This window comes from Paenibacillus sp. oral taxon 786 str. D14 (assembly GCF_000159955.1).
GTDB classification, from domain to species: Bacteria; Bacillota; Bacilli; order Paenibacillales; family Paenibacillaceae; genus Fontibacillus; species Fontibacillus phoenicis.
Window position 1 is genome coordinate 56062 of the sequence record NZ_GG695981.1, and the last position, 23030, is coordinate 79091.

The window sequence follows — 23030 nt, forward strand, 5'->3', positions numbered from 1 at the left end:
AAGGGGGGCGACCTGTGAAAGTATCCAGATTTACTGTACGACGAAGATTATTCTGGCTGTTAATGGTGTTGTGTTTGCTGTTTGCGGCGCTGGCCGTGCGTCTTGCCTACGTTCAAATCGGGAAAGGCGCTGAATTGTCCGCCAAAGCGGAGGATTCCTGGCGCCGGAACATCCCGTATTCGGCGAAGCGCGGCGAAATCAGCGACCGCAACGGCACGGTGCTTGCTTATAATATTACGACGCCAACGGTGATGGCCATTCCGGTGCAGATCAAAAATCCGGAGCAGACGGCCAAGAGCCTGGCGCCGCTGCTTGGGATGACCGAGGAATCGGTACTGAAGACGATCACCAAGAGACAATCCATAGTCAGGCTGCAACCCGGCGGACGCAAAATTACGATGGAAAAAGCGCAGCAAATTCGTGATTTGGCTCTTCCGGGTATTGTTGTTGCCGAAGACAATAAGCGCTACTACCCCTTCGGGGGATTGGCAGCACATATCCTGGGCTTCACCGGCGGCTACAACCAAGGCCTTACCGGCGTGGAAAGCAAATACGACAACCTGCTCAGCGGCATGAACGGAAGCGTGTCTTATTTGTCCGATGCCGGCGGGCGCTTGATGCCAGGTTCGTCGGAGAAATACGTGGAGCCGAAGGACGGCCTGAATCTGACGCTGACGATCGATAAGACGATCCAGAGCATCATCGAGCGGGAGTTGGATCAGGCGATGGACCGGCTGCAGGCTGATTCAGCGCTGACAATTGCGATGAACCCGAAGACGGGAGAAATCCTTGGCATGGCTGCCCGGCCGGGGTATGAGCCGGAAGCCTACCAAGAATATGATGCAGAAGTGTATAACCGGAATTTACCAATCTGGATGACGTACGAACCAGGTTCCACCTTCAAAATCATTACATTGGCTGCGGCATTGGAAGAGAAAAAGGTGGATTTGCTGAATGAGCGTTTTTTTGATCCGGGTTACGTCAAGGTGGGCGGGGCAACCCTGCGCTGCTGGAAGAAAGGCGGCCACGGCAGCCAAACGTTCCTTCAGGTCGTAGAAAACTCCTGCAACCCCGGGTTTGTCGCCTTAGGTCAACGGCTGGGGAAAGAAACGCTGTTCCAATACATCAAAAATTTCGGCTTCGGCAGCAAAACCGGCATCGACCTGAACGGGGAAGAGAACGGGATTCTGTTTAAGCTCTCGCAAGTAGGGCCGGTGGAACTGGCGACGACCTCGTTTGGTCAAGGCGTTTCGGTGACTCCGATCCAGCAGATTACGGCGGTATCCGCGGCGATCAACGGCGGCAAGCTGTATAAACCTTATGTAGCCAAAGCGTGGACGAATCCGGAGACGGGCGAGGTGGTTTCGGAGAACAAGCCGCAGCTGGTGCGGCAGGTCATTTCGGAAGAGACCTCCAAGCAGATCCGCATGGCGCTGGAAAGCGTCGTCGCTAACGGAACCGGCGGGAACGCGTTTATCGACGGGTATCGGGTTGGCGGCAAAACCGGGACAGCGCAAAAGGTTGTGAACGGGCGTTACTCGCAAAATGAACATATCGTTTCGTTTATCGGCTTCGCTCCGGCAGACGACCCGCAAATCGTCGTATACACGGCGGTGGATAACCCGCAAGGCATTCAATTCGGCGGCGTGGTGGCCGCGCCGATCGTACGCAACATCATGGAGGATGCACTGGAATATATGAAGGTTCCGCCTCGCGAGCAGCAGGTCAACAAGAAGTATAAATACGGAGAGACGCCAATCGTAACGGTACCTGATCTGATCGGCCACACGACCCAGGAAATCTACGAGGATTTGAACATGAACTTCAACCTGGCGAGATCCGGCACCGGCAATGTGGTGATCAACCAAGCTCCGAAAGCGGGGGCCCGGGTAGAGAAAGGATCGACGATCCGCATCTACATGGGGACAGAAGCGGAGGCAGAGCAACAGCATGATCATAACTCGATCACAAGTGAATAATAATCCTGAACTTAGTTAAATTTGGTGATAATATAGTATGAGTGTGTAGCGGTACAACACGCAGTTGAAAGACGGAGGGGTAACCTATGCTGCTTAAGAAACTAGCAACGTATTTTATGACATCGCAGATACGAGGGGATGGGGAAACGTCCTGTACGGGGATTGCGATCGATTCGCGCAAGGTACAGCCGGGGGATCTATTTATTTGCCTTCCCGGCCATACGGTGGATGGTCACGATTATGCCCGGCAGGCGGAAGAACAAGGTGCCGCGGCACTTGTAGTAGAACGGTGGCTGGACGATGTTGCCTTGCCGCAGCTTAAAGTCAAGGACAGCCGGCAGGCGATGGCTGTGCTCGGAGGCGTATTCTTCGGCGCGCCAAGCTCGCGGCTGAAAGTCATCGGCGTGACCGGCACGAACGGCAAGACGACCACCACTTATCTGATCGAGCGGATTTTGCAAGATCAAGGCAGGGAAACGGGATTGATCGGCACGATCCAACGCCGGTTCGCCGGGCAGACGTATCCGATGTCCGGGACAACGCCGGAGTCGCTGGAGCTGCAGCAATATTTGCATGACATGGCTGAAGGCGGCGGTGAGTATTGTGTAATGGAAGTGTCCTCTCATGCGCTGGCGCAAGGGCGCGTGAAAGGAACCCGCTTCCGGACGGCCGTTTTTACGAACTTGACCCAGGATCATCTGGATTATCATAAGACCATGGACGAATACCGCTGGGCCAAAGGATTGTTTTTCTCCCGACTGGGCAATACGTATGCGGAAAATCCAGAGGAGCGCAGCTATGCCGTGCTGAATGTTGACGACCCGGCGAGCGCTTATTTTGCCAAGCAGACGGCGGCTGAGGTGATTACGTATGGCGTGGAGCAAGATGCCGACGTTAGAGCCTCAAACATCTCGATTACCGCACGGGGGACGTCCTTCCACGTGGATACGTTCCGCGGGAGCGCAGATATCTCCTTGCGGATGGTAGGGAAGTTTAATGTGTACAACGCGCTGGCAGCCATCTCGGCGACGCTCTTGGAAGGCATACCGCTAGAGCAGATCAAGGCCAGCCTGGAATCGGTGAAAGGCGTTGAGGGCCGGGTGGAAGCGGTGGATGAAGGTCAGGATTTCGCCGTGATTGTGGATTACGCCCATACCCCGGACGGATTGGAGAATGTGCTGCGGACGGTGAATGAATTCGCGAAAGGCCGAGTGATTTGCGTCTTCGGCTGCGGCGGGGATCGGGACCGGAAGAAACGTCCGATTATGGGCCAAATCGCCGCGAAGTATGCAGATTACGTACTGGTGACCTCTGATAATCCTCGCACGGAAGACCCGCAAGCCATCTTACGGGACATCGAACAGGGACTCGTTGAGGACGGCGTGGATCAGGCGCGTTATGAGCTGATCGTCGACCGCCGCGAGGCCATCGGGAAGGCTATTGAAATGGCAAGCCGTGAGGATGTAGTATTGATTGCGGGGAAAGGCCATGAGACCTATCAATTGATAGGCTCCAAGGTGCTCGATTTTGACGATCGAATCGTTGCAAAAGAAGCGATAAGGGGTTTGGCAAAGTGATCAAAAGAAACTTAGCGGAAATTGCCGCGATGTGCGGCGGACAGATTCGGGAAGCGGGCGATGCCGGCATCGTGGTGCAAGGCGTTGTGACGGACTCCCGGCAAATAACGAAAGGCTGCCTGTTTGTGCCGCTGGCGGGAGAACGGTTCGACGGCCATGATTTCGCCTCGGACTGCCTGCAGGCGGGAGCAGGCGCTTGCCTGTGGGCACTCTCGAAGGGAACGCCGCCAGGCCCGGCCGTACTCGTGGACGATACGCTAATTGCGCTGCAGGCGCTGGCCAAATCATACTTGACCGAAACCGGAGCTAAAGTCGTCGGGATCACCGGAAGCAACGGGAAAACGACGACCAAAGACTTGGTTTACGCTCTTTTGTCTACGACTTATAAAGTGCATAAAACCAAAGGGAATTTCAACAACCATATCGGCCTTCCGTTAACGATCTTGGCCATGCCGGAAGATACGGAAATCGCCGTACTGGAGATGGGGATGAGCGGCCGTGGGGAAATCGAACTGCTTTCGAAGATCGGTGAACCGGAAACGGCGGTTGTCACCAACATTGGCGAATCCCACTTGCTGCAGCTGGGTTCGCGGGAAGAGATCGCAAGAGCCAAGCTGGAAATTCTAGCGGGCATGAAGCCGGGAGGACTGTTCATCTACAATGGGGACGAACCTCTCATCCCTAAAGTGTTGGCCGAGCCGTCTACGGTGAAGCCGGAAGGACTGCAAACGGCAACGTTTGGGCTGCGTCCGGAGAATGACCAGTATCCCACGGGGATCCTGTTTACGGACCATCAAACGTTGTTTACGCCGCATGGCAGTGAAGGCGATCCGCTGGAACTGCCGCTTCTCGGCGAGCATAACGTATCCAATGCGCTTGCGGCGATCACGGTTGCCCGTCATTACGGGGTGGGCGAAGCAGCGATCCGCGAGGGCTTCAGCAAAGTGGAGCTGACCGGAATGCGGATTGAGGTTATTACCGGACGGAGCGGCATTACGATCCTGAACGACGCGTACAACGCCAGCCCCACTTCGATGAAAGCGGCCCTTGGCGTTTTGGAGCATATGAAAGGGTATCGGAAGAAAATCGCCGTGCTCGGCGATATGCTGGAGCTGGGCGATTCCGAGGCAGATTACCATCGCGAAATCGGGGAGATGTTGACACCAGGTACGGTGGATCAGCTGTTCACCTGCGGTCCGCTTTCCCGCCACATCGCCGAAGGGGCGAAGAAACAGTTGGACCCGAATTTCATTCATGCATATACTGATAAGTCTGAACTGATCCGCAAGCTGGTTTCGTTGCTGCATCCGCAGGACGTCGTCTTGGTTAAGGCTTCCCGAGGCATGAAACTCGAAGAAGTCGTCGAAGCGATCAAAACTAGCGAGCTGACACACTAATACCGGCGAAAGGGGGGGATCCCATGGATTTTGGACTTATCTTGCTAACGATCGGCGTATCTTTTATTCTGGAGGTCATCTCGGCTCCGCTGATCATTCCGCTGCTGAGAAGACTCAAATTCGGCCAGCAAATCCGCGGCGAAGGGCCGCAAAGCCATTTGAAAAAGGCGGGAACGCCAACGATGGGCGGCATCATTATCCTATTGGCGTTTACGTTAGCTTTCTTGAAATTTTCCGTTGTGAATACCGACTTCTACGTGCTTCTGGTCGCCACGCTTGGCTTTGGACTGGTCGGATTTCTCGACGACTATATCAAAATTGTATTTAATCGGTCTTTGGGTCTCACACCCAGACAGAAATTGATTGGACAGCTGCTGTTCGCCGGAATCATGTGTGCCTTGCTCATCTCGGAGGGCCATAGCACAGCGATCGTTATCCCGGGGACGGACATTGCGTTTGACTGGGGCCCGTGGTTCTATTATCCGTTTATCGTCATTATGATGATGGCGGTGACCAACGCCGTGAATTTTACCGATGGCGTGGACGGCTTGCTGTCTGGCGTCAGCGCGATTGCACTGGGGGCGTTTGCGGTGATCGCCATGCAGGTGACTTCGCTTCCTGCCGCGGTTTGTGCGGCAGCCATGATCGGTGCCGTGCTGGGCTTTCTGGTATTTAACGCTCATCCGGCCAAGGTGTTCATGGGCGATACCGGTTCGCTGGGCATCGGCGGGGCGATTGGAGCGATTGCGATCGTCACCAAAACCGAGCTGTTGTTCCTGGTCATCGGCGGAATTTTCGTCATCGAAATGTTGTCCGTCGTCATCCAGGTCATTTCGTTTAAGACATGCGGCAAACGGGTATTTAAAATGAGCCCGATTCACCATCATTTCGAGTTGTCCGGATGGTCGGAATGGCGCGTTGACGTCACCTTCTGGGCGGTTGGACTGGTGCTGGCGGTCATAGGACTTTACTTGAACAAGGGGTTGTAATGAAGATGAATCATCCAGAAGAATACCGGGGACGTCAGGTTGTCGTTCTCGGTTTGGCGAGAAGCGGCGTTCAGGTCGCCAAAACCCTGCATCATTATGGCGCCGTCATCACGGTCAACGATAAAAAAGAACGAGAACAGTGTCCCGAAGCATCCGAATTGGAGGCTTTGGGAATTTCTGTTGTATGCGGAGGTCACCCGGACGATCTCATTCATGAGGGCGTTTCGCTGGTCGTTAAAAACCCCGGAATCCCGTATACCGCGCCTCCCGTGGCCAGGGCGATTGAGCTTGGCATCGAGGTTGTGACGGAGGTGGAGGTCGCTTATTTGATCAGCCCGGCTCCCATTCTCGGGATCACCGGATCCAACGGTAAAACGACCACGACAACGTGGATCGGCAACATGCTGGAGGCTGCCGGCATGAGACCGATTGTCGCTGGCAATATCGGCATCCCGCTGTGCGAGGCCGCTGAGGAGGCGGATGAAGGCAATTGGCTGGTCGCCGAGCTCAGCAGCTTTCAGCTGAAGGGGACCCGGGCGTTCCGCCCGGAGGTAGCCTGCTTGCTGAACGTGGCGGAGACGCACCTGGATTATCATGGGACAATGGATGATTACATCTCGTCGAAAGCCAAGCTGTTTGCGAATCAACGGGAAACGGACCGCGCCGTCCTCAATTGGGACGACCCCGTGTGCCGGGAGCTTGTGCCTTACATAAAAGCGAAGCTGATCCCTTTCTCCATGACCGAGGAGTTGCAGTCGGAGGGTGTTTACGTCGAGCCGGCATACATTCCGGACGTTGAAGACGGGCTGGCCCGCCGCATCATGTATCGGGGGGCTGATGGCGAGGTGCGTGTCATCATCGACATTGCCGACATCGCCTTGCCGGGCCGCTTTAACATCGAGAACGCGCTGGCGGCGGTTGCGGCGGCGATTGCGGCGGGTGCCGCACCAGAAGCGCTTGCGGAGCCACTGCGAACGTTCCACGGTGTGGAGCATCGTTTGGAGTATGTGGACGAGAAGCAAGGCGTCGTTTACTATAACAACTCCAAAGCGACCAATTCCAAAGCGACGGTCATGGCCCTCGGCGCGCTGCAGGCACCCATCGTGCTGATCGCCGGCGGTTTGGACCGCGGCTCGGATTATATGGAGCTGCTGCCGGTTTTCAAAGAGAAGGTGAAAGCCGTTGTGGCGATGGGGCAAACGAAAGAAAAAATTGCTAGAGTCGCTGAGCTGGCGGGTCTATCGCACATCGTGCTGGTCGATACTGTGGACAGCGCCGCAGATACGCTGCGTGCTGCGCTGAAGGAGGCTGCAAGCCTGGCGGAGCCGGGAGATATCGTTCTGCTCTCGCCAGCCTGTGCCAGCTGGGATATGTTCCCTTCCTATGAGGAGCGTGGACGCATTTTTAAAGAGGCGGTGCATACCCTTTAAGTAGGGGGGTGGAAAAGCCCCTACTTTCGGTTAAGAGGTGGCATCCACGATGGGCAAGAGCCGTACGGCGCCGGATTTTTGGCTGGCGGCCAGCATTCTCGGATTGCTGGCGATCGGAATCGTAATGGTATACAGCGCGGGTTCCGTACTCGCTTTCCATGATTACGGCGATTCTTTCTATTTCGTCAAGAGGCAGCTGCTCTTTGCTGTACTTGGGTTAATCGCGATGTTCCTGATGATGAATGTAGATTACCGTCTGCTGCGGAAATACGCCAAAATCGGGCTGGTTCTATGCTTCATCCTGCTCGTGATCGTGCTGATTCCCGGTATCGGGGTCGTGCGCGGCGGGGCGCGCAGCTGGCTGGGCATCAGCTCGTTTGGGATTCAACCCTCCGAGTTTATGAAGCTTGGCATGATCTTGTTTCTATCCTATTGGCTGAGTAAGGAAGATTACAAGATCACGAATTTTACGAAAGGCCTGCTGCCGCCGCTTGGGATTATCGGACTTGCCTTCGGCTTAATCATGCTTCAGCCCGATTTGGGGACGGGGACGGTCATGCTGGGCGCTTCCCTGTTGATCGTGTTTACCGCAGGTGCACGCATTCGGCATTTAGCCGGCCTGGCGGCCGTGGGAGCGCTGGGCTTCGTCGGCTTGATCCTGGCAGCGCCTTACCGGCTGAAGCGGATCACCGCCTTCCTTGATCCCTGGTCGGACCCGCTGGGCGCAGGATATCAGATCATCCAGTCGCTGTATGCGATTGGACCCGGCGGATTGGCGGGCTTGGGACTGGGGATGAGCCGGCAAAAATACAGCTACGTGCCGGAGCCGCAAACCGACTTTATCTTCTCGATCCTAGCAGAGGAATTAGGTTTTATCGGCGGACTTTTGGTTCTGTTATTGTTTTTAATTTTAGTATGGCGCGGTATGCGCGTTGCCATGACCATCGACGATCTGTTTGGCAGCTTGCTTGCCGTTGGGATCGTTGGCATGGTTGGCGTGCAGGTCGTGATCAACATCGGCGTTGTCATCGGCCTGATGCCGGTCACCGGCATTACGCTGCCGCTGATCAGTTACGGAGGATCTTCGCTGACGCTGATGCTGACCGCGCTGGGCATTCTACTGAATTTATCCCGTTATGCGAGGTGAGAATATGCGCGTCGTACTAAGCGGCGGCGGAACCGGGGGGCATATTTACCCGGCTCTGGCCGTCGCCAGCCAATGCGCCAAGGAATTTCCCGGCTCCGAATTTCTGTACATTGGAGGCAAGCGCGGGCTTGAAAGCTCGATTGTTCCGCAGCAAGGAATTCCGTTTGAAGCGATTGAGATTACCGGCTTCCGTCGGAAGCTGTCATTCGATAATGTGAAAACGGTCATGCGTTTTCTCAAGGGAGTGCAAACTTCCAAGAAACTGTTAAAACAATTTAAGCCCGATGTCGTCATCGGAACCGGCGGATATGTCTGCGGTCCGGTGGTGTACGCTGCGGCCAAGCTGGGCATTCCCAGCATCATTCATGAACAGAACGCCATTCCGGGCTTAACGAACCGCTTCCTGAGCAAATACGCATCGACGGTTGCCGTCAGCTTCGAGGGATCGGAAAAGGCGTTCCCCGCAGCTCGAAACGTCATTTACACGGGAAATCCGCGGGCGACAACCGTATTTGCAGCCGATAAACAAAAGGGCTTTGAATCCCTTGGTTTGCCGCCTAGCAGCTCGGTTGTCCTTGTGGTCGGCGGCAGTCAGGGAGCTCGAGCCATCAATCAAGCGATGGTTGAAATGACTCCGCTGCTTAAACAGTCCGAACACTTAAAATTTGTGTACGTCACCGGAGACCGCTATTATGCCTCGACGGTGGAGGCGATTTCGGCGAAATTGGGCGAGTTGCCCGCCAATCTGCAGGTGCTTCCTTATGTGCATAACATGCCGGAGGTTCTGGCCTGCACCTCGCTGATCGTGAACCGTGCTGGGGCTTCTTTTTTGGCGGAAATTACGGCGCTGGGGATCCCCGCGATTCTGATTCCATCCCCTAACGTGACGAACAATCATCAAGAGAAAAATGCCCGCGCGCTGGAGAGCGCCGGTGCCGCCGAAGTGATTTTGGAGTCGGAGCTGACGGGACGCAGCCTGTATGCGTCCATCGAGCGCGTGATGAGCGATTTGCGTCGGCACAGCGCGATGTCGACCGCTTCCCGTGCCTTGGGCAAACCGGATTCCGCTCATCTTATCGTGGAAGAGATGCGGAGGCTCGTCAAACACCAATAAGGCGCTGTTCATGGGCGGCGTAAGGCCTTGTGCCGAGGGCTGGGCGATTGTCACACTCTCCGTGAGGGAGGCATAAGATACTCTATAAATCGTGACAACCAAGCGGGGCAAGATGATCACCCTGCAGGACCCGGGCTCCGGCAGTCATCGGCTGCCGATATGGAACAGTGGCACCCGGCGAAATACCGCCGAAGGTATCCGCCATTCAAGTCAAGGAGGGTTATACGATGCAGCAGTGGATATCACAATTGACCAGGCTGGAGGCCTTGGAGGTGTTGCCGAATGAGCCAATGTCGAAGTACACGACTTGGAAAATCGGCGGTCCGGCGGATGCGATGGCCGTTCCACAAACGACCCGGCAGCTTGCGGAGCTGATGCGCTTGCTCCACGCAGAAGGAATCCCGTGGATGATGATCGGAAAAGGCTCCAATCTGCTGGTTTCCGACAAAGGCATCCGAGGCTGCGTCATCCGGCTGGGTGGTGAGTTCGAGCAGATTGTTTTCGACGGTACGGAAGTCAGCGCCGGAGGAGGCGCATCCACCGTCCGGCTCAGCATCATGGCGGGCAAAGAGGGGTTAACCGGGCTGGAATTCGCCGGGGGGATCCCGGGTACGGTCGGCGGCGCCGTCTACATGAATGCCGGTGCCCACGGGTCCGATGTGTCACGTATATTTAAATCCGCTGACATTGTTCTGGAGACGGGTGAATTGGTCACATACACAGCGGAGGATATGAAGTTTGCCTACCGGCATTCCGTCCTGCATGAACAGCGAGGGATCGTGGCTCAGGCACGTTTTTCGCTTGCCGCGGGTGACCGGCTGGAGGTCGCGGCGGCCATGGCGGCGTACAAGGACCGCCGCCGTAAAACGCAGCCGCTCTCGCAGCCTTGTGCAGGCAGCGTATTTCGCAATCCGCCCGGCGATCATGCCGCCAGGTTGATCGAAGCGGCGGGTCTCAAAGGGATGAAGGTCGGCGGGGCTGAAGTGTCCACGCTGCATGCCAATTTCATCGTCAATACCGGGCAAGCGACAGCAGAGGACGTTCTTGCGCTCATGGAGCAAGTCAAGGCAGCCGTCCAAGATCAATTTGGGGTGGCGCTGGTGCCGGAGGTCTTCTTCGTGGGTGAACGGTAAACTCGGAGGTGATACATTGGACAAATTGGTGATCGAAGGCGGGAAACCCCTATCAGGAACCATTCGTATCCATGGAGCGAAAAATGCCGCACTGCCGATTCTGGCCGCATCGCTGCTGGCGGAAGGTAAGGTGCAACTTCGAAATGTCCCCCGCCTGCTCGATATTGATGTCATGTTAGGCATTCTCGGTCGACTGGGCTGTAAAGCCGTCCATTTGGGAGATACGGTGACTGTCGATACCTCGGGAGCAGATTCCAGCCATGTTCCTGAGGATTTGATGAAACAGATGCGCTCCTCCATCTTTTTGATGGGGCCGCTGCTTGCCCGGTTTGGGGAAGTATGCATCTATCAGCCGGGAGGCTGTGCGATCGGGGAACGGAAAATCGATCTGCACTTGAAGGGACTTGAAGCTTTAGGAGCGAAGATTGAAGAGCACGATCAGCAAATATGGTGCAGAGCCAGCAAGCTGGTTGGTACCGACATCCATCTGGATTTCCCCAGCGTGGGTGCAACGGAGAACATCATGATGGCGGCAGCGTTGGCTGAAGGCACAACCATGATTACGAACGCAGCACGGGAGCCGGAGATTCAGGATTTGCAAAACTTCTTGAATGCCATGGGCGCCAGCATCATCGGCGCTGGTACCGACACGATTACGATCAGAGGAGTGAAACGCCTCTTCCCTTGCGATTACGAGATTATCCCGGACCGTATCGTTGCGGGTACTGCTTTAATTGCCGTTGCCGCCACCCGCGGCAGCGTAACGCTAACCCACAGCAACCCTTCGCATCTGGTTTCGCTGCTGCACGTGCTCAAGCGGGCCGGTGTTCAAATCGGAGTGAGCGATGATATAATAACGTTGAGCAGTGCAGGCCGTCCGAAAGCGGTGGAACGGATTGTGACCTCACCTTATCCTTCGTTTCCTACCGATTTGCAGTCCCAAGTGATGGTACTGTTATCCTTGGCGGACGGAATGAGCGTGATGAAAGAAACCGTGTTCGAAGGCCGGTTCAAGCATGTGGGCGAGCTGGTTCGCATGGGAGCCGACATTACGGTGGACCTGAATTCCGCGTTTATTCGCGGGGTGCCCCGGCTTTACGGCGCGACCGTGGAAGCAACCGACCTGCGTGCAGGGGCGGCGCTGGTGATCGCCGGCTTGGCGGCCCAGGGTCAAACCGTGGTGGAGCAGGTTCATCATATCGACCGTGGTTATGATCGGATCGAAACGATGTTCCAACGGCTTGGAGGCTCGGTACGCCGTGAATCTCCAGCCTTGCGTCAGCTGGATCTGGCCTAGGTCAATGTGATGCTGATTCGCGAAACCTTCGTAGTATAGCCCTAAACTTTTGTCCCCTCCCCTGGAGGGGATAATAAGCTTTGTAATACTTATTCAGAAAGTTGCGGAGAAATGACATGCCAAAAGCGAATGTACCCGTTCTAAAAGAACCTGCGCCCAAGAAGAAAAGCGGACGAAAAATCAAAACCATACTTATCTTGCTGTTCCTCGCGTTATTATGCGTTCTATTTTTCCGTTCAACTCTGAGCAAAATTTCTGTCATTACGTTTGAAGGCAATACGTATACGACGGAGATGGAGCTGTTGGGCGCCACAGGGCTTCAGGTGGGTTCGCCGTTTTTTGCGGTCAGTGCCGATCATATCGCCCGCAAGCTGGAAGAGATTCCTTCGGTGAAGCAAGCTGAGGTAGACAAAACGTTTCCCGGCAGCGTAACGATCCATATCGAGGAATATCCGATTGCAGCGTATGTGCTGTCAGAGGACGGGAAGCTGCGAGGCTTGCTCGCCAACGGAACGCGCATCGACCTGAAGGACGGGGCGATGCCGGTGGACAAGCCGATATTAACCGGTTGGAAGGACGATGACGAGGGCTTGGTCAAACTTTGCCAAACGCTGTCGCAAATTCCGGACGAGCTGACCGCAGACATTTCGGAGATCGTACCTTCACCAACGTTGTCTTATCCGGACCGAATTAAGCTGTATACCCGGTCCAAATTCGAAATCATTTCAGCCACTTCCCTCCTAGCCAAAAAGGCGGAATACATGAACGAAATTCTGCAAACACAGGATCCTGGAAAGCTGACGATGCTGGACGCGGATTCTTATGTTCCTTACTCCACGACGGAGGACGGAGACGATGGACAAAATGATACTACTCATGATTGAAAAACAATGATAAAATACATTTTATGGGCTAGTTGGCGTTCTCCCTCTTTTTTCTTCTAATTTTTCAGATAGGGGCAGGGTCTCTGCCACAGTCAGGTTACTTCCTGTCTATGAGATGTAAAAAGTTGGAAGCCAAAAAATTTGTAGAAAAAAGAGGGAAAGGTTAAGTGGCGTTGAATTAGTAGATAGTGCATCTAACACGGCAAGTATATTTTGCAAGTATATTTTGATGGGGAAATAGGAGGTGCCAGGGGCTTGAGCAACAATGACATCATTGTTAGTTTGGACATCGGTACATCCAAAGTTCGTGCTATTATTGGGGAAATTAATAATGGAACCTTTAATATTATTGGGGTTGGATCTGCCGACTCGGAAGGAATTCGAAAAGGCGCGATTGTAGATATTGACCAAACGGTGCAATCGATCCGCAGCGCTGTGGATCATGCAGAACGGATGGTAGATATTCAAATATCTGAAGTGTATGTCGGCATTTCGGGAAATCACATCGGACTCCAAACGAGCCACGGGGTTGTAGCCGTACAAAATGAAGACCGGGAAATCGGTGAAGAAGACATCGAGCGGGTCCTGAAGGCGGCCGAGGTGATCGCCCTGCCGCCAGAACGAGAAATTATCGATGTGGTGGCCAAGCAATATATCGTGGACGGACTGGAAGGGATTTCGGACCCGCGCGGGATGATTGGCGTTCGGCTGGAAGTGGAAGCGACGATCGTCACCGGCTCCAAGACGGCGATTCACAATCTGCTTCGCTGTGTGGAGAAGGCCGGCCTTAAGGTTCGGGATCTGATATTGCTGTCGCTTGCTGCCGGTCAATTGGCGTTGTCTAAAGACGAAAAAACGATGGGATCCGTCCTGGTAGACATCGGTGCGGGTTCCACGACGATCGCTGTATTTGAAAGCGGCACGATCGTTGCGACATCCACGCTTCCGATTGGGGGAGAATTTATAACGAACGACATTGCCTACGGTCTTCGGACGTTAACGGATCATGCGGAGAAGGCGAAGTTGAAATACGGCTGCGCTTCAATCGAGGACGCGGCGTCGGATGTAACCTTTAAGGTGACACGGATCGGAAGCAATGTGGACAAGGAGTTTACGCAGGAGGATTTAGCCGCGATTGCGGAGCCGCGCGTACAGGAGATTTTTCAGTTGATCCGCCAGGAAGTCAAGCGTCTTGGCTACAGCGAGCAGCCGGGGGGATATATCCTGATCGGCGGTACGGTGTCCATGCCGGGATTGCTCAAGATTGCCCAGCAGGAGCTGGAAGCTTCGGTTCGAATTGCTGTGCCTGATTTCATCGGCGTTCGTGATCCTTCTTACACCGGCGGGGTGGGAATTCTGCATAAGGTGGTCAGAAACATGCGGATCCGCAGCGCTTCCAGCCCGAAGAAGAACGCGAACCGGAGCAAGGCTCCGGCACCGCAGGAAACCGTTCGGAAGAGCGGATTGATGGAACGACTCAAGAACTTGTTTAGCGAATTTATATAGTGGTTCAGGAATGATGCATGGGCGATCCATGCATATTGAGGGGGAGATGGAAGAGTATGTTGGAATTTGATTTCGAAATGGAGAGCTTGGCACAAATCAAGGTGATCGGGGTTGGCGGCGGCGGAAGCAACGCGGTTAACCGAATGATCGAGAACGGCGTGCAGGGCGTGGAATTTATTACGGTCAACACGGACGCTCAAGCGCTGCATTTGGCCAAGTCCGAACATAAATTGCAAATCGGGGACAAGCTGACCCGCGGTCTCGGCGCCGGAGCCAATCCGGAGGTGGGTAAGAAAGCGGCAGAGGAATCCCGCGATTTGATTGCCAATACGTTGAAAGGCGCCGACATGGTGTTTGTTACTGCCGGTATGGGCGGCGGTACGGGAACTGGTGCAGCGCCGGTTATCGCCGAGATCGCCAGAGAATGCGGCGCGTTGACGGTTGGCGTCGTGACCCGTCCGTTTACGTTTGAAGGCCGCAAGCGCTCCACGCAAGCGGAGATGGGCATTGAAGCATTGAAGGAAAAGGTAGACACGCTGATCGTCATTCCGAACGATCGCTTGCTTGAGATTGTGGATAAGAAGACGCCGATGCTGGAAGCGTTCCGCGAAGCGGACAACGTCCTGCGTCAAGCCGTGCAAGGCATTTCTGACTTGATTGCCGTGCCGGGTCTGATCAACCTCGACTTTGCCGACGTGAAGACGATCATGACTGAGCGCGGATCCGCTCTGATGGGTATTGGTCTTGCAACCGGTGAGAACCGTGCTGCCGAAGCTGCACGCAAAGCAATCATGAGTCCGCTCTTGGAGACTTCAATCGAAGGGGCACGCGGCGTCATTATGAACATTACCGGCGGGGCCAACCTGTCGTTGTATGAAGTTAATGAAGCAGCAGAGATCGTGATTGCGGCTTCTGACCCAGAAGTGAACATGATTTTCGGTGCAATCATCGATGAGAATATGAAAGAAGAGATCAAAGTTACCGTGATCGCCACGGGGTTCGAGAACAAGCCGATGCCTAGCCGCAAGCCGGCAGTGTCTGCCCCTGGTGCTCCGGAGCCGCAGGAAACCCGATCGACCTCCACGCTGAGACCGTTCGGCAACCAGCCTAGCGGCGACCAACTGGATATTCCGACGTTTCTTCGTAACCGTTCGCGGAACAACAACGAATAGGTTAGGAGCTATTAAACGTCTTCCCCGAGACCTTGACCCGAGTATGGGCCAAGGTCTTTTTTTCTCTCCTCCAGTCCTGCGAATCTCTTCAGCGATGTCGACAAAAATAGTGGCATTCTACTTTCAATTTTAGACAGACTTTATCGCTCGTTCTCTTTATACTGATAACCATCTACCCAGGCAGGTGAATGCCGTTGGTTGTCTATATCGATCTCATATTTTTGATGAACCTATTGATCGATGCAAGCTTGCTCCTGGTCACGGCTTGGATGCGGAAGCAAAAAGTCGTTCTCTGGCGGCTGGCCTTGTCGGCGGTGGTTGGGGCGATGTACGTCGTCATGATGTTTTTGCCGGAGCTCTCATTTCTGTACACGTTTCTGGTGAAATTTCTATTCTCTGTCGTGATGCTGTGGGTTGCGTTCGGATTTGGAAGTTTACAAAACTACTTACGGAATATGGGAGCTTTTTATATCGTCAATTTTGCAGCGGCCGGCGGGATTCTAGGTGTACATTATTTGCTGCAAGACTCCGGAGAAATCTGGAGCGGGATATGGTATTCGGCTTCCGGCGGGCTTTCGTTTTCCTTGAAAATCGGAGCGTTGTTTATTCTGGTATGCTTCTTTGCCGTCTTGTATTGGTTTAAGCGGGTGATCGATGCACGTCAGCGTCAGGAGCGGATTCGCTCGTTCTTGGCCGAGTTGGAGGTGCGTGTTGGCGATACGGCGATTACGTGCACGGGGTTGATCGATACGGGCAACCAGTTATCCGATCCCCTGAGCCGGCTGCCGGTGACGGTGATGGAAGCTGCGCTTTGGGAGCGGGTTCTCCCCCCGTCGTATCGGGGAAAGCTGGCTGACGAGCGTGCGGACAACCTCATCTTGGAGCTGACGGAAGCGGGGGATTTTCCATGGCCGGAGCGGCTGCGTTTGGTTCCGTATCGCGGGATCAACAAAGGAACCCAGTTCATGCTGGCGCTGAAGCCTGACGAGGTAACGGTCCGTCTGGAAGGCCAGGAACACCGGACGTCCCGGGTGCTGATCGGCTTGGATGGAGGGCGGTTATCGACGGAAGGCACTTACCAAGCGATTATTCATCCCGCACTGGTAGAGACAGCAGAGGCGAATGAAAGCATGGACACCATCAGTAAAACGGGAACGTAACTTAGGAGGATACAAAGCGATGCATGTAAAGTGGAAAATGATGCTGCAGCTGCAGTATTACCGGCTGCTGTTTCTTTTTGGATTAAAGAGTGAAGAAATCTATTATATCGGCGGCAGCGAAGCGCTCCCTCCGCCATTAACGCGCGAAGAGGAGGAATACTTGCTGCAGCGGCTGCCCAGCGGCGACTCCGCCATCCGGGCGATGCTGATCGAGCGCAACCTGAGGCTGGTCGTATATATCGCTAGAAAGTTCGAGAACACGGGAATTAATATCGAGGATCTGGTGTCCATCGGCGCGATTGGCTTGATTAAAGCGGTCAACACGTTTGACCCGGAGAAAAAGATCAAGCTGGCGACCTACGCATCCCGTTGTATCGAAAACGAAATTCTGATGTACCTGCGTCGGAACAGCAAAATCCGCACCGAGGTCAGCTTTGATGAGCCGCTGAACATCGATTGGGACGGCAACGAGCTGCTTCTCTCCGACGTGCTCGGTACGGAGAACGATACAATCTATCGTAACATCGAGGAGCAGGTCGACCGCAAGCTGCTGCACAAAGCGCTGGATAAATTAACCGAGCGCGAACGGATGATTATGGAGCTTCGGTTCGGGCTCGTTGACGGCGATGAGAAGACACAGAAGGATGTAGCTGACCTGCTGGGGATTTCGCAATCGTACATCTCGCGTCTGGAGAAACGGATCATTAAACGGCTGCGCAAGGAATTTAACAAGATGGTGTAATGGCCTGATGGAAGCGAAATTTTCCCAATTTCCAATTATTTCGACAGAAGTCGACTTAAGTGTTTTCGCTTCGACCTGGAAGATGACGGCGGAATAAAAATGCAGTCCCGGGAGATACTGTTCATTAGTTTCTCCTTGGGAGGTAAGACACGATGACCCGAAACAAAGTCGAAATTTGCGGTGTCGATACCGCAAAATTGCCCGTTCTAACCAATGCGGAAATGCGTGAATTGTTCCACTCGTTGCAGCAGGACCACGTAAGATCAGCCAGAGAAAAGTTAGTAAATGGCAATCTGAGACTCGTGCTGAGCGTCATCCAGCGGTTCAACAATCGGGGGGAGTATGTGGACGACCTATTCCAGGTTGGCTGCATCGGACTCATGAAAGCCATCGATAATTTCGATTTATCGCAGAACGTCAAATTCTCCACTTACGCTGTGCCGATGATCATTGGGGAAATTCGGCGTTACCTGCGGGACAACAACCCGATCCGCGTCTCCCGAAGCTTGCGAGATATCGCCTACAAGGCGCTTCAAATGCGGGACAACCTGACCAATCAGAACTCCCGTGAACCTACGATTTTTGAAATCTCTGAGGCTTTGGGCTTACCGAAGGAGGACGTCGTCTTTGCCCTCGACGCCATCCAGGACCCGGTTTCCTTGTTCGAGCCGATCTACCATGACGGCGGGGATCCCATCTACGTGATGGACCAAATCAGCGATGACAAGAACAAGGACGTATCCTGGATCGAGGAAATCGCCTTACGCGAAGCGATGCAGCGGTTGGGCAACCGTGAGAAGATGATCTTGTCCATGCGTTTCTTTGAAGGCAAAACGCAAATGGAGGTCGCCGATGAGATCGGGATCTCCCAAGCCCAAGTGTCCAGGCTCGAGAAATCCGCTATTTTACAAATGCAGAAGCATGTGAAGTCGTAAATCCGGTCCCTGCGGGGACCTTTTTTATTTGGGCTCCTGCCGATTTCGCTACGGAGTTTTTTTGTGTGTTGTTTGGACGTCTCTTTTCCTGTGGCCAAGGCGCATGCTCCGAATCCCGCGCTCATATAGTAAAGGGACGGAGTAATTAGACGGGACGGGGGCGGTAGAACCATGGACAATGTGGTAAGGGCGAGTATGAAAATATCCGATTTTCAGACGAAGGACGTCATCAACGTCGTGGACGGGAAACGGCTTGGGCATATCAGCGACCTGGAACTGGACTTGAGGCAGGGGGTTATTGAGGCGATTGTTGTGCCTGTCGGGGCTAAATTTATGGGGTTGTTTGGCGGAGGGAGCGATCTGATCATCCCATGGAAAAATATCGTGAAAATCGGATCTGATGTCGTGTTGGTTAAAATGGAGGAACTCCGAGAACCAAGAACGCAGACGACCTACGACACGACGGTGTATATCGACCGAGACGGACGGGCGGAACGGCGGAGCTAGAATCCACAAGCGGTGTAGTGCCGATTTGTGGTAGACTTGAAGGAAATACAGTGTCTTGAATTATAACGGACCTCAGAGACGTTATTCTGCCGATTTCTGCCGGAAACAAAATGTAGCGGACCCTAAAGACCTTATTCGGCTGAACTGGGCATGATTTCCTGCGATTTCAAGCTAATAACGACTCTCCGGTCCGTTACAAAAAAATTAGGCGGCTTTTTTGATAAATAAGGTCGTTTAGGTCCGTTAAATTTTAATTCCTATAAGGAGATGGATGATGGAACCGTTTGTAAGGAATGCTAAAGACCAACAACCGGAACGGCTCGAGCTGGCTCCGTGGGCGAATATTTTTCCGGGAATCAGCGCCGGATTTACCGGACGGTCAGGCGGAGTCAGCGAACCGCCGTATGATGCCTTAAATTTGGCTCTCCACGTTGGCGATGATCCTCAGCACGTGCTTGAGAACCGGCGCCGGTTAGCTGAAGCGTTGGGGTTTGCCCCTGAGGCATGGACCTGCGGGGAGCAGGTTCACGCCAACGCCGTCGCCGTGGTTCGTGCCGAAGATCGCGGCAAAGGATACCTGGACCGCAGCAGCGCTTTCCAGGAAACGGACGGGCTGGTGACGAACGTGCCGGGCGTGCTGCTCACCTCGTTTTATGCCGATTGTGTTCCCCTTTATTTCGCTGATCCCGTGAGAGGCGTCGTTGGCTTGGCCCACGCCGGCTGGAAAGGCACCGTCCGTCTGATCGCTGCGGAAATGATCCAAACGATGGAGCGCGAGTTCGGCAGCCAGCGCAGCGAGATCCGGGCGGCGATTGGCCCCAGCATTGGGGAATGCTGCTATGAGGTGGACGAAGTGGTGATGGAGAAGGTCCGTGAGGCCCTACCAGGCGAGGAGCAGCATTATGCTTCCGCATCTCCCCGTGCAGGAAAAACAATGCTGAACTTGAAAGAAATGAATCGAATCATTATGATTAAAGCAGGAATATTGCCGACTCATATCGAATGTACAACGTGGTGTACAAGCTGTCATCCGGAGTATTTTTACTCTTACCGGGCGCAAAATGGCGTTACAGGGAGAATGGCAAGCTGGATTGGCATAAAAGAGAGGTGATCCTTCCCGTGTCGCTGAAGGAACGGATACAGCACGTGGAAGAGCAGATTAAGGCAGCCTGCGAGCGAAGCGGCAGGAAGCGCGAGGAGGTCCATGTCGTCGCCGTAACCAAATATGTATCGGTTGAAGCTACGCGCGAAGTGCTGGAGGCAGGAATCGTGCATATCGGCGAGAATCGCCCGCAAATCGCCGTTCCGAAATGGGAAGCGCTCGGAGGGCAAGGGACCTGGCATTTTATCGGCCACCTGCAGAGCAATAAGGTCAAGGACGTCATTGGAAGATTTCAATATATTCATTCGTTGGACCGGCTGTCGCTGGCCCGTGAATTGGAGAAACGAGCCTCTGCGATGGGAACGAGCGTTACCGCATTTTTGCAGGTGAACGTCTCCGGCGAGGCGTCCAAGCAAGGGATTGCACCCGAGGCCGCTGCTGATTTTTTGAAGGAAATCGCTGATTTGAAGCATGTCCGCGTGGTGGGTCTCATGACCATGGCTCCCATCGAGGAGGATGCAGAGCGGACAAGACCAGTCTTCCGCAAGCTGCGCGAGCTGCGTGATCAACTGAACGCTCAATCGGTGACGGCGGAGCCGTTGACGGAATTGTCGATGGGCATGTCGGGAGATTTTGAAGTGGCGATTGAGGAAGGGGCGACATGGGTTCGCCTCGGAACGCTGTTAGTGGGGAAAGGGGAATTGTCGTAATGGGAGTAATGAACCGGTTCATGAACTTTCTGGGCTTGCAGGAAGAAGAAGAGATTGTGGAGCGCGAACGGTTTTCTGGTCAAGAAGACACGGAAATTGAAACCCCAAGCTTTGAATCCCGTAAAAATCAGAGAGGAAGCAACGTGGTCAGCATTCACTCCCAGAAGAATGTCAAGGTGATCCTCTATGAACCTCGCTCCTATGAAGAAGCGCAGGAAATCGCTGACCATCTTCGTTCCCATCGATCGGTCGTCATCAATTTGCAGCGGGTTCGCAATGATCAAGCTATGCGCATTATCGATTTCTTAAGCGGAACGATTTATGCGCTAAGCGGAAGCATATCCAAAATTGGATCGAATATTTTTCTCTGCACGCCGGATACCGTCGAGATTCAGGGATCCATTACAGAGATTTTAACGGAGGATTCCGATTATAACAGAATGAGGTGATGACAGCTTTGGCAGGCTATATTGATTCCATCGTGATGTTGCTATACAACATTTATTTTTATATGATCCTGGTTTACATTTTGATGTCATGGGTGCCTAACGCCCGCGACAGCTTTATCGGCGAGCTGCTCGGCAAGCTGGTTGAACCTTATTTGGCTCCTTTCCGGCGGTTTATTCCACCGATCATGGGGATGATCGACATCTCCCCGATTATTGCCTTGTTTGTGCTCCGATTGGCTTTCTTCGGATTAAGTAGTGTTCTCCACTATATCTTTGGGTACTAATGATGAAAGCCGATATTTATGAGCATTTTAAACCGGAGGAACGGCCGTTTGTCGACCGAGCCTGGGAATGGGTCGTGAATGCCGGGGATTATCATGAGGTCAAGCTCAGCGACTTCTTGGATCCGCGGCAGTGTTATATTCTGGAGACCCTGGCGAATCGTCATCCAGACACGCAAATTCGGCTGGACGGCGGTTATGAAGGCGCGGAACGGCGGCGGGCATTAATTGCTCCGGATTACCGGGATCTAAGCCAAGAGCCGATGGGACTGAAAGTGCTCGATATCACCTCAGGAGACCAGAAATTTCTCGCCCTGCAGCATGGCGATTATTTAGGGGCGATTTTGGGATTAGGACTCAAACGCGATAAAATCGGCGACATCCATGTTCGCGAGGACGGATGTCACGTCATCGTTGCGGAAGAGATTGCGCCGTTTCTGCAAATGAACCTCCATCAAGTGCATCGCGTCAACGTCATGACCGATGTGCTGAACCTCAGCGAACTGCGGACGATGGAGAAAGAGCTGGAACCGATGGAGCTAACGGTGGCTTCATTGCGGCTGGATGGGATCGCCAGCGATGTATTTCGCTTAAGCCGCAACAAAGTGCTGCTTCCGATCAAAGCCGGCCGCTGCCGAGTGAACTGGAGAACGGAGGAGGACCCCTCCACACCGTTGAAGGTTGGCGATGTCGTCGCACTGCAGGGCTTCGGGCGGTTTAAGGTGCTGGAAGCAGGCGGTCTGACCAAGAAAGGCAGACATCGTGTCAAAATCGGTAAATTTGTATAAGGCGTTTTGCAGGAGATGGTGGATTCTTGTCGAATATGATAGTTCGAACTGGTTCTTGAATGTATCTCGTGATTGAATTGGACACGTCTTCCCGCTGAGGTGCGAGTTCAACAACGGGACCATTAGCTGATGGAACTATCGCTTCACGGGGAGTTTCGAAATTTCTAGGAGGTGAGGATCATGCCATTAACGCCGCTGGATATACATAACAAAGAGTTTTCCAGACGTTTGCGCGGTTATGACGAAGATGAAGTTAACGAGTTTCTCGACCAAGTCATTAAAGACTATGAGATCGTGATCCGGGAGAACAAGGAGCTTCATAACCAACTGTTGACTTTGCAAGAGAAATTGGATCATTTCGCGAATATCGAGGAAACTCTTAGCAAGACCATTATCGTTGCACAGGAAGCGGCCGATGAAGTGAAGAACAACGCGAAGAAGGAAGCCCAGTTGATCGTGAAGGAAGCGGAGAAGAATGCCGACCGGATCGTCAACGAATCGCTGGCCAAATCGCGCAAAATCGCGATGGAAGTGGAAGAGCTCAAGAAGCAGGCTTCCATTTACCGCGCTCGTTTCCGTACGCTGGTGGAAGCCCAGTTGGATTTGCTTAGCAGCGAAACCTGGGATACGCTGGAGAGCCGCGAACGTGTCCCTGAGAAAGGTCAAGAAGTACAGGAATTGTACTAATCACAACAAACGCCATTTGGCGCTCCCTCATGGAAGCCAAATGG

At 53.8% G+C, this 23030-nt stretch carries 22 protein-coding genes; all 22 read left to right on the forward strand.

The features are described from left to right. The first annotated feature begins 14 nt into the window (after positions 1-14). The 22 genes from POTG_RS14585 (at position 15) to POTG_RS14690 (ending at position 22986) form a co-directional block, all read left to right on the forward strand. Complete coding sequence (locus POTG_RS14585) at positions 15-1979, forward strand: stage V sporulation protein D (protein ID WP_009225596.1); 1965 nt, start codon at positions 15-17, stop codon at positions 1977-1979. Between the two features lie 86 nt (positions 1980-2065). Further along, positions 2066-3556, forward strand: a complete 1491-nt coding sequence (locus tag POTG_RS14590; protein WP_009225597.1) for a UDP-N-acetylmuramoyl-L-alanyl-D-glutamate--2,6-diaminopimelate ligase — start codon at positions 2066-2068, stop codon at positions 3554-3556. After that, positions 3553-4953 (forward strand): UDP-N-acetylmuramoyl-tripeptide--D-alanyl-D-alanine ligase, encoded by a 1401-nt coding sequence (locus tag POTG_RS14595; protein ID WP_009225598.1) that lies wholly within the window; start codon positions 3553-3555, stop codon positions 4951-4953. The genes POTG_RS14590 and POTG_RS14595 overlap by 4 nt, the downstream gene beginning before the upstream one ends. 23 nt (positions 4954-4976) lie before the next feature. Further along, positions 4977-5942, forward strand: a complete 966-nt coding sequence (mraY, locus tag POTG_RS14600) for a phospho-N-acetylmuramoyl-pentapeptide-transferase (RefSeq protein ID WP_009225599.1) — start codon at positions 4977-4979, stop codon at positions 5940-5942. Between the two features lie 5 nt (positions 5943-5947). Continuing rightward, positions 5948-7372 (forward strand): UDP-N-acetylmuramoyl-L-alanine--D-glutamate ligase, encoded by a 1425-nt coding sequence (gene murD / locus POTG_RS14605; protein WP_036645666.1) that lies wholly within the window; start codon positions 5948-5950, stop codon positions 7370-7372. Positions 7373-7421: 49 nt separating this feature from the next. Beyond that, positions 7422-8519 carry a stage V sporulation protein E gene (gene spoVE / locus POTG_RS14610; RefSeq protein ID WP_009225601.1) on the forward strand — a complete coding sequence of 366 codons (1098 nt, stop codon included), beginning with the start codon at positions 7422-7424 and terminating at the stop codon, positions 8517-8519. A gap of 4 nt (positions 8520-8523) precedes the next feature. Continuing rightward, the gene (gene murG / locus POTG_RS14615; RefSeq protein WP_009225602.1) at positions 8524-9633 is read left to right on the forward strand and encodes an undecaprenyldiphospho-muramoylpentapeptide beta-N-acetylglucosaminyltransferase; all 1110 of its coding nucleotides are present in this window, start codon (positions 8524-8526) and stop codon (positions 9631-9633) included. A 227-nt stretch (positions 9634-9860) separates the two neighbouring features. Next, a complete protein-coding gene (gene murB, locus POTG_RS14620; protein ID WP_009225603.1) occupies positions 9861-10766 on the forward strand; it encodes a UDP-N-acetylmuramate dehydrogenase in 906 nt (301 codons plus the stop codon). A 16-nt stretch (positions 10767-10782) separates the two neighbouring features. After that, positions 10783-12063, forward strand: a complete 1281-nt coding sequence (murA, locus tag POTG_RS14625; protein WP_009225604.1) for a UDP-N-acetylglucosamine 1-carboxyvinyltransferase — start codon at positions 10783-10785, stop codon at positions 12061-12063. Between the two features lie 116 nt (positions 12064-12179). Further along, positions 12180-12947, forward strand: coding sequence for a cell division protein FtsQ/DivIB (locus tag POTG_RS14630; protein ID WP_009225605.1), 768 nt, complete (start codon positions 12180-12182; stop codon positions 12945-12947). 255 nt (positions 12948-13202) lie between these two features. Continuing rightward, positions 13203-14453 (forward strand): cell division protein FtsA, encoded by a 1251-nt coding sequence (ftsA, locus tag POTG_RS14635; RefSeq protein WP_009225606.1) that lies wholly within the window; start codon positions 13203-13205, stop codon positions 14451-14453. Between the two features lie 56 nt (positions 14454-14509). After that, a complete protein-coding gene (ftsZ, locus tag POTG_RS14640; protein ID WP_036645617.1) occupies positions 14510-15625 on the forward strand; it encodes a cell division protein FtsZ in 1116 nt (371 codons plus the stop codon). Between the two features lie 188 nt (positions 15626-15813). Further along, complete coding sequence (gene spoIIGA, locus POTG_RS14645) at positions 15814-16785, forward strand: sigma-E processing peptidase SpoIIGA (protein WP_009225608.1); 972 nt, start codon at positions 15814-15816, stop codon at positions 16783-16785. Between the two features lie 19 nt (positions 16786-16804). Beyond that, positions 16805-17527 (forward strand): RNA polymerase sporulation sigma factor SigE, encoded by a 723-nt coding sequence (gene sigE / locus POTG_RS14650; RefSeq protein WP_009225609.1) that lies wholly within the window; start codon positions 16805-16807, stop codon positions 17525-17527. 152 nt (positions 17528-17679) lie between these two features. Continuing rightward, on the forward strand, positions 17680-18462 hold the full coding sequence (gene sigG, locus POTG_RS14655; protein ID WP_009225610.1) for an RNA polymerase sporulation sigma factor SigG: 783 nt from the start codon (positions 17680-17682) through the stop codon (positions 18460-18462). 171 nt (positions 18463-18633) lie between these two features. Beyond that, the gene (locus POTG_RS14660) at positions 18634-18969 is read left to right on the forward strand and encodes a YlmC/YmxH family sporulation protein (RefSeq protein ID WP_009225611.1); all 336 of its coding nucleotides are present in this window, start codon (positions 18634-18636) and stop codon (positions 18967-18969) included. Between the two features lie 274 nt (positions 18970-19243). Then, positions 19244-20080: a peptidoglycan editing factor PgeF gene (gene pgeF / locus POTG_RS14665; RefSeq protein WP_036645622.1), complete on the forward strand. Its 837-nt coding sequence runs from the start codon at positions 19244-19246 to the stop codon at positions 20078-20080. Between the two features lie 8 nt (positions 20081-20088). Then, positions 20089-20781, forward strand: a complete 693-nt coding sequence (locus POTG_RS14670) for a YggS family pyridoxal phosphate-dependent enzyme (protein WP_036645624.1) — start codon at positions 20089-20091, stop codon at positions 20779-20781. Continuing rightward, positions 20781-21230: a cell division protein SepF gene (locus POTG_RS14675; protein ID WP_009225614.1), complete on the forward strand. Its 450-nt coding sequence runs from the start codon at positions 20781-20783 to the stop codon at positions 21228-21230. Before POTG_RS14670 ends, POTG_RS14675 begins: the two co-directional genes overlap by 1 nt. Beyond that, positions 21230-21514 carry a YggT family protein gene (locus tag POTG_RS14680; RefSeq protein WP_009225615.1) on the forward strand — a complete coding sequence of 95 codons (285 nt, stop codon included), beginning with the start codon at positions 21230-21232 and terminating at the stop codon, positions 21512-21514. The genes POTG_RS14675 and POTG_RS14680 overlap by 1 nt, the downstream gene beginning before the upstream one ends. A 2-nt stretch (positions 21515-21516) precedes the next feature. Beyond that, positions 21517-22299: a YlmH family RNA-binding protein gene (locus POTG_RS14685; RefSeq protein WP_036645627.1), complete on the forward strand. Its 783-nt coding sequence runs from the start codon at positions 21517-21519 to the stop codon at positions 22297-22299. 180 nt (positions 22300-22479) lie between these two features. After that, positions 22480-22986, forward strand: a complete 507-nt coding sequence (locus POTG_RS14690) for a DivIVA domain-containing protein (protein WP_036645630.1) — start codon at positions 22480-22482, stop codon at positions 22984-22986. The last annotated feature ends 44 nt before the right edge of the window (positions 22987-23030 follow it).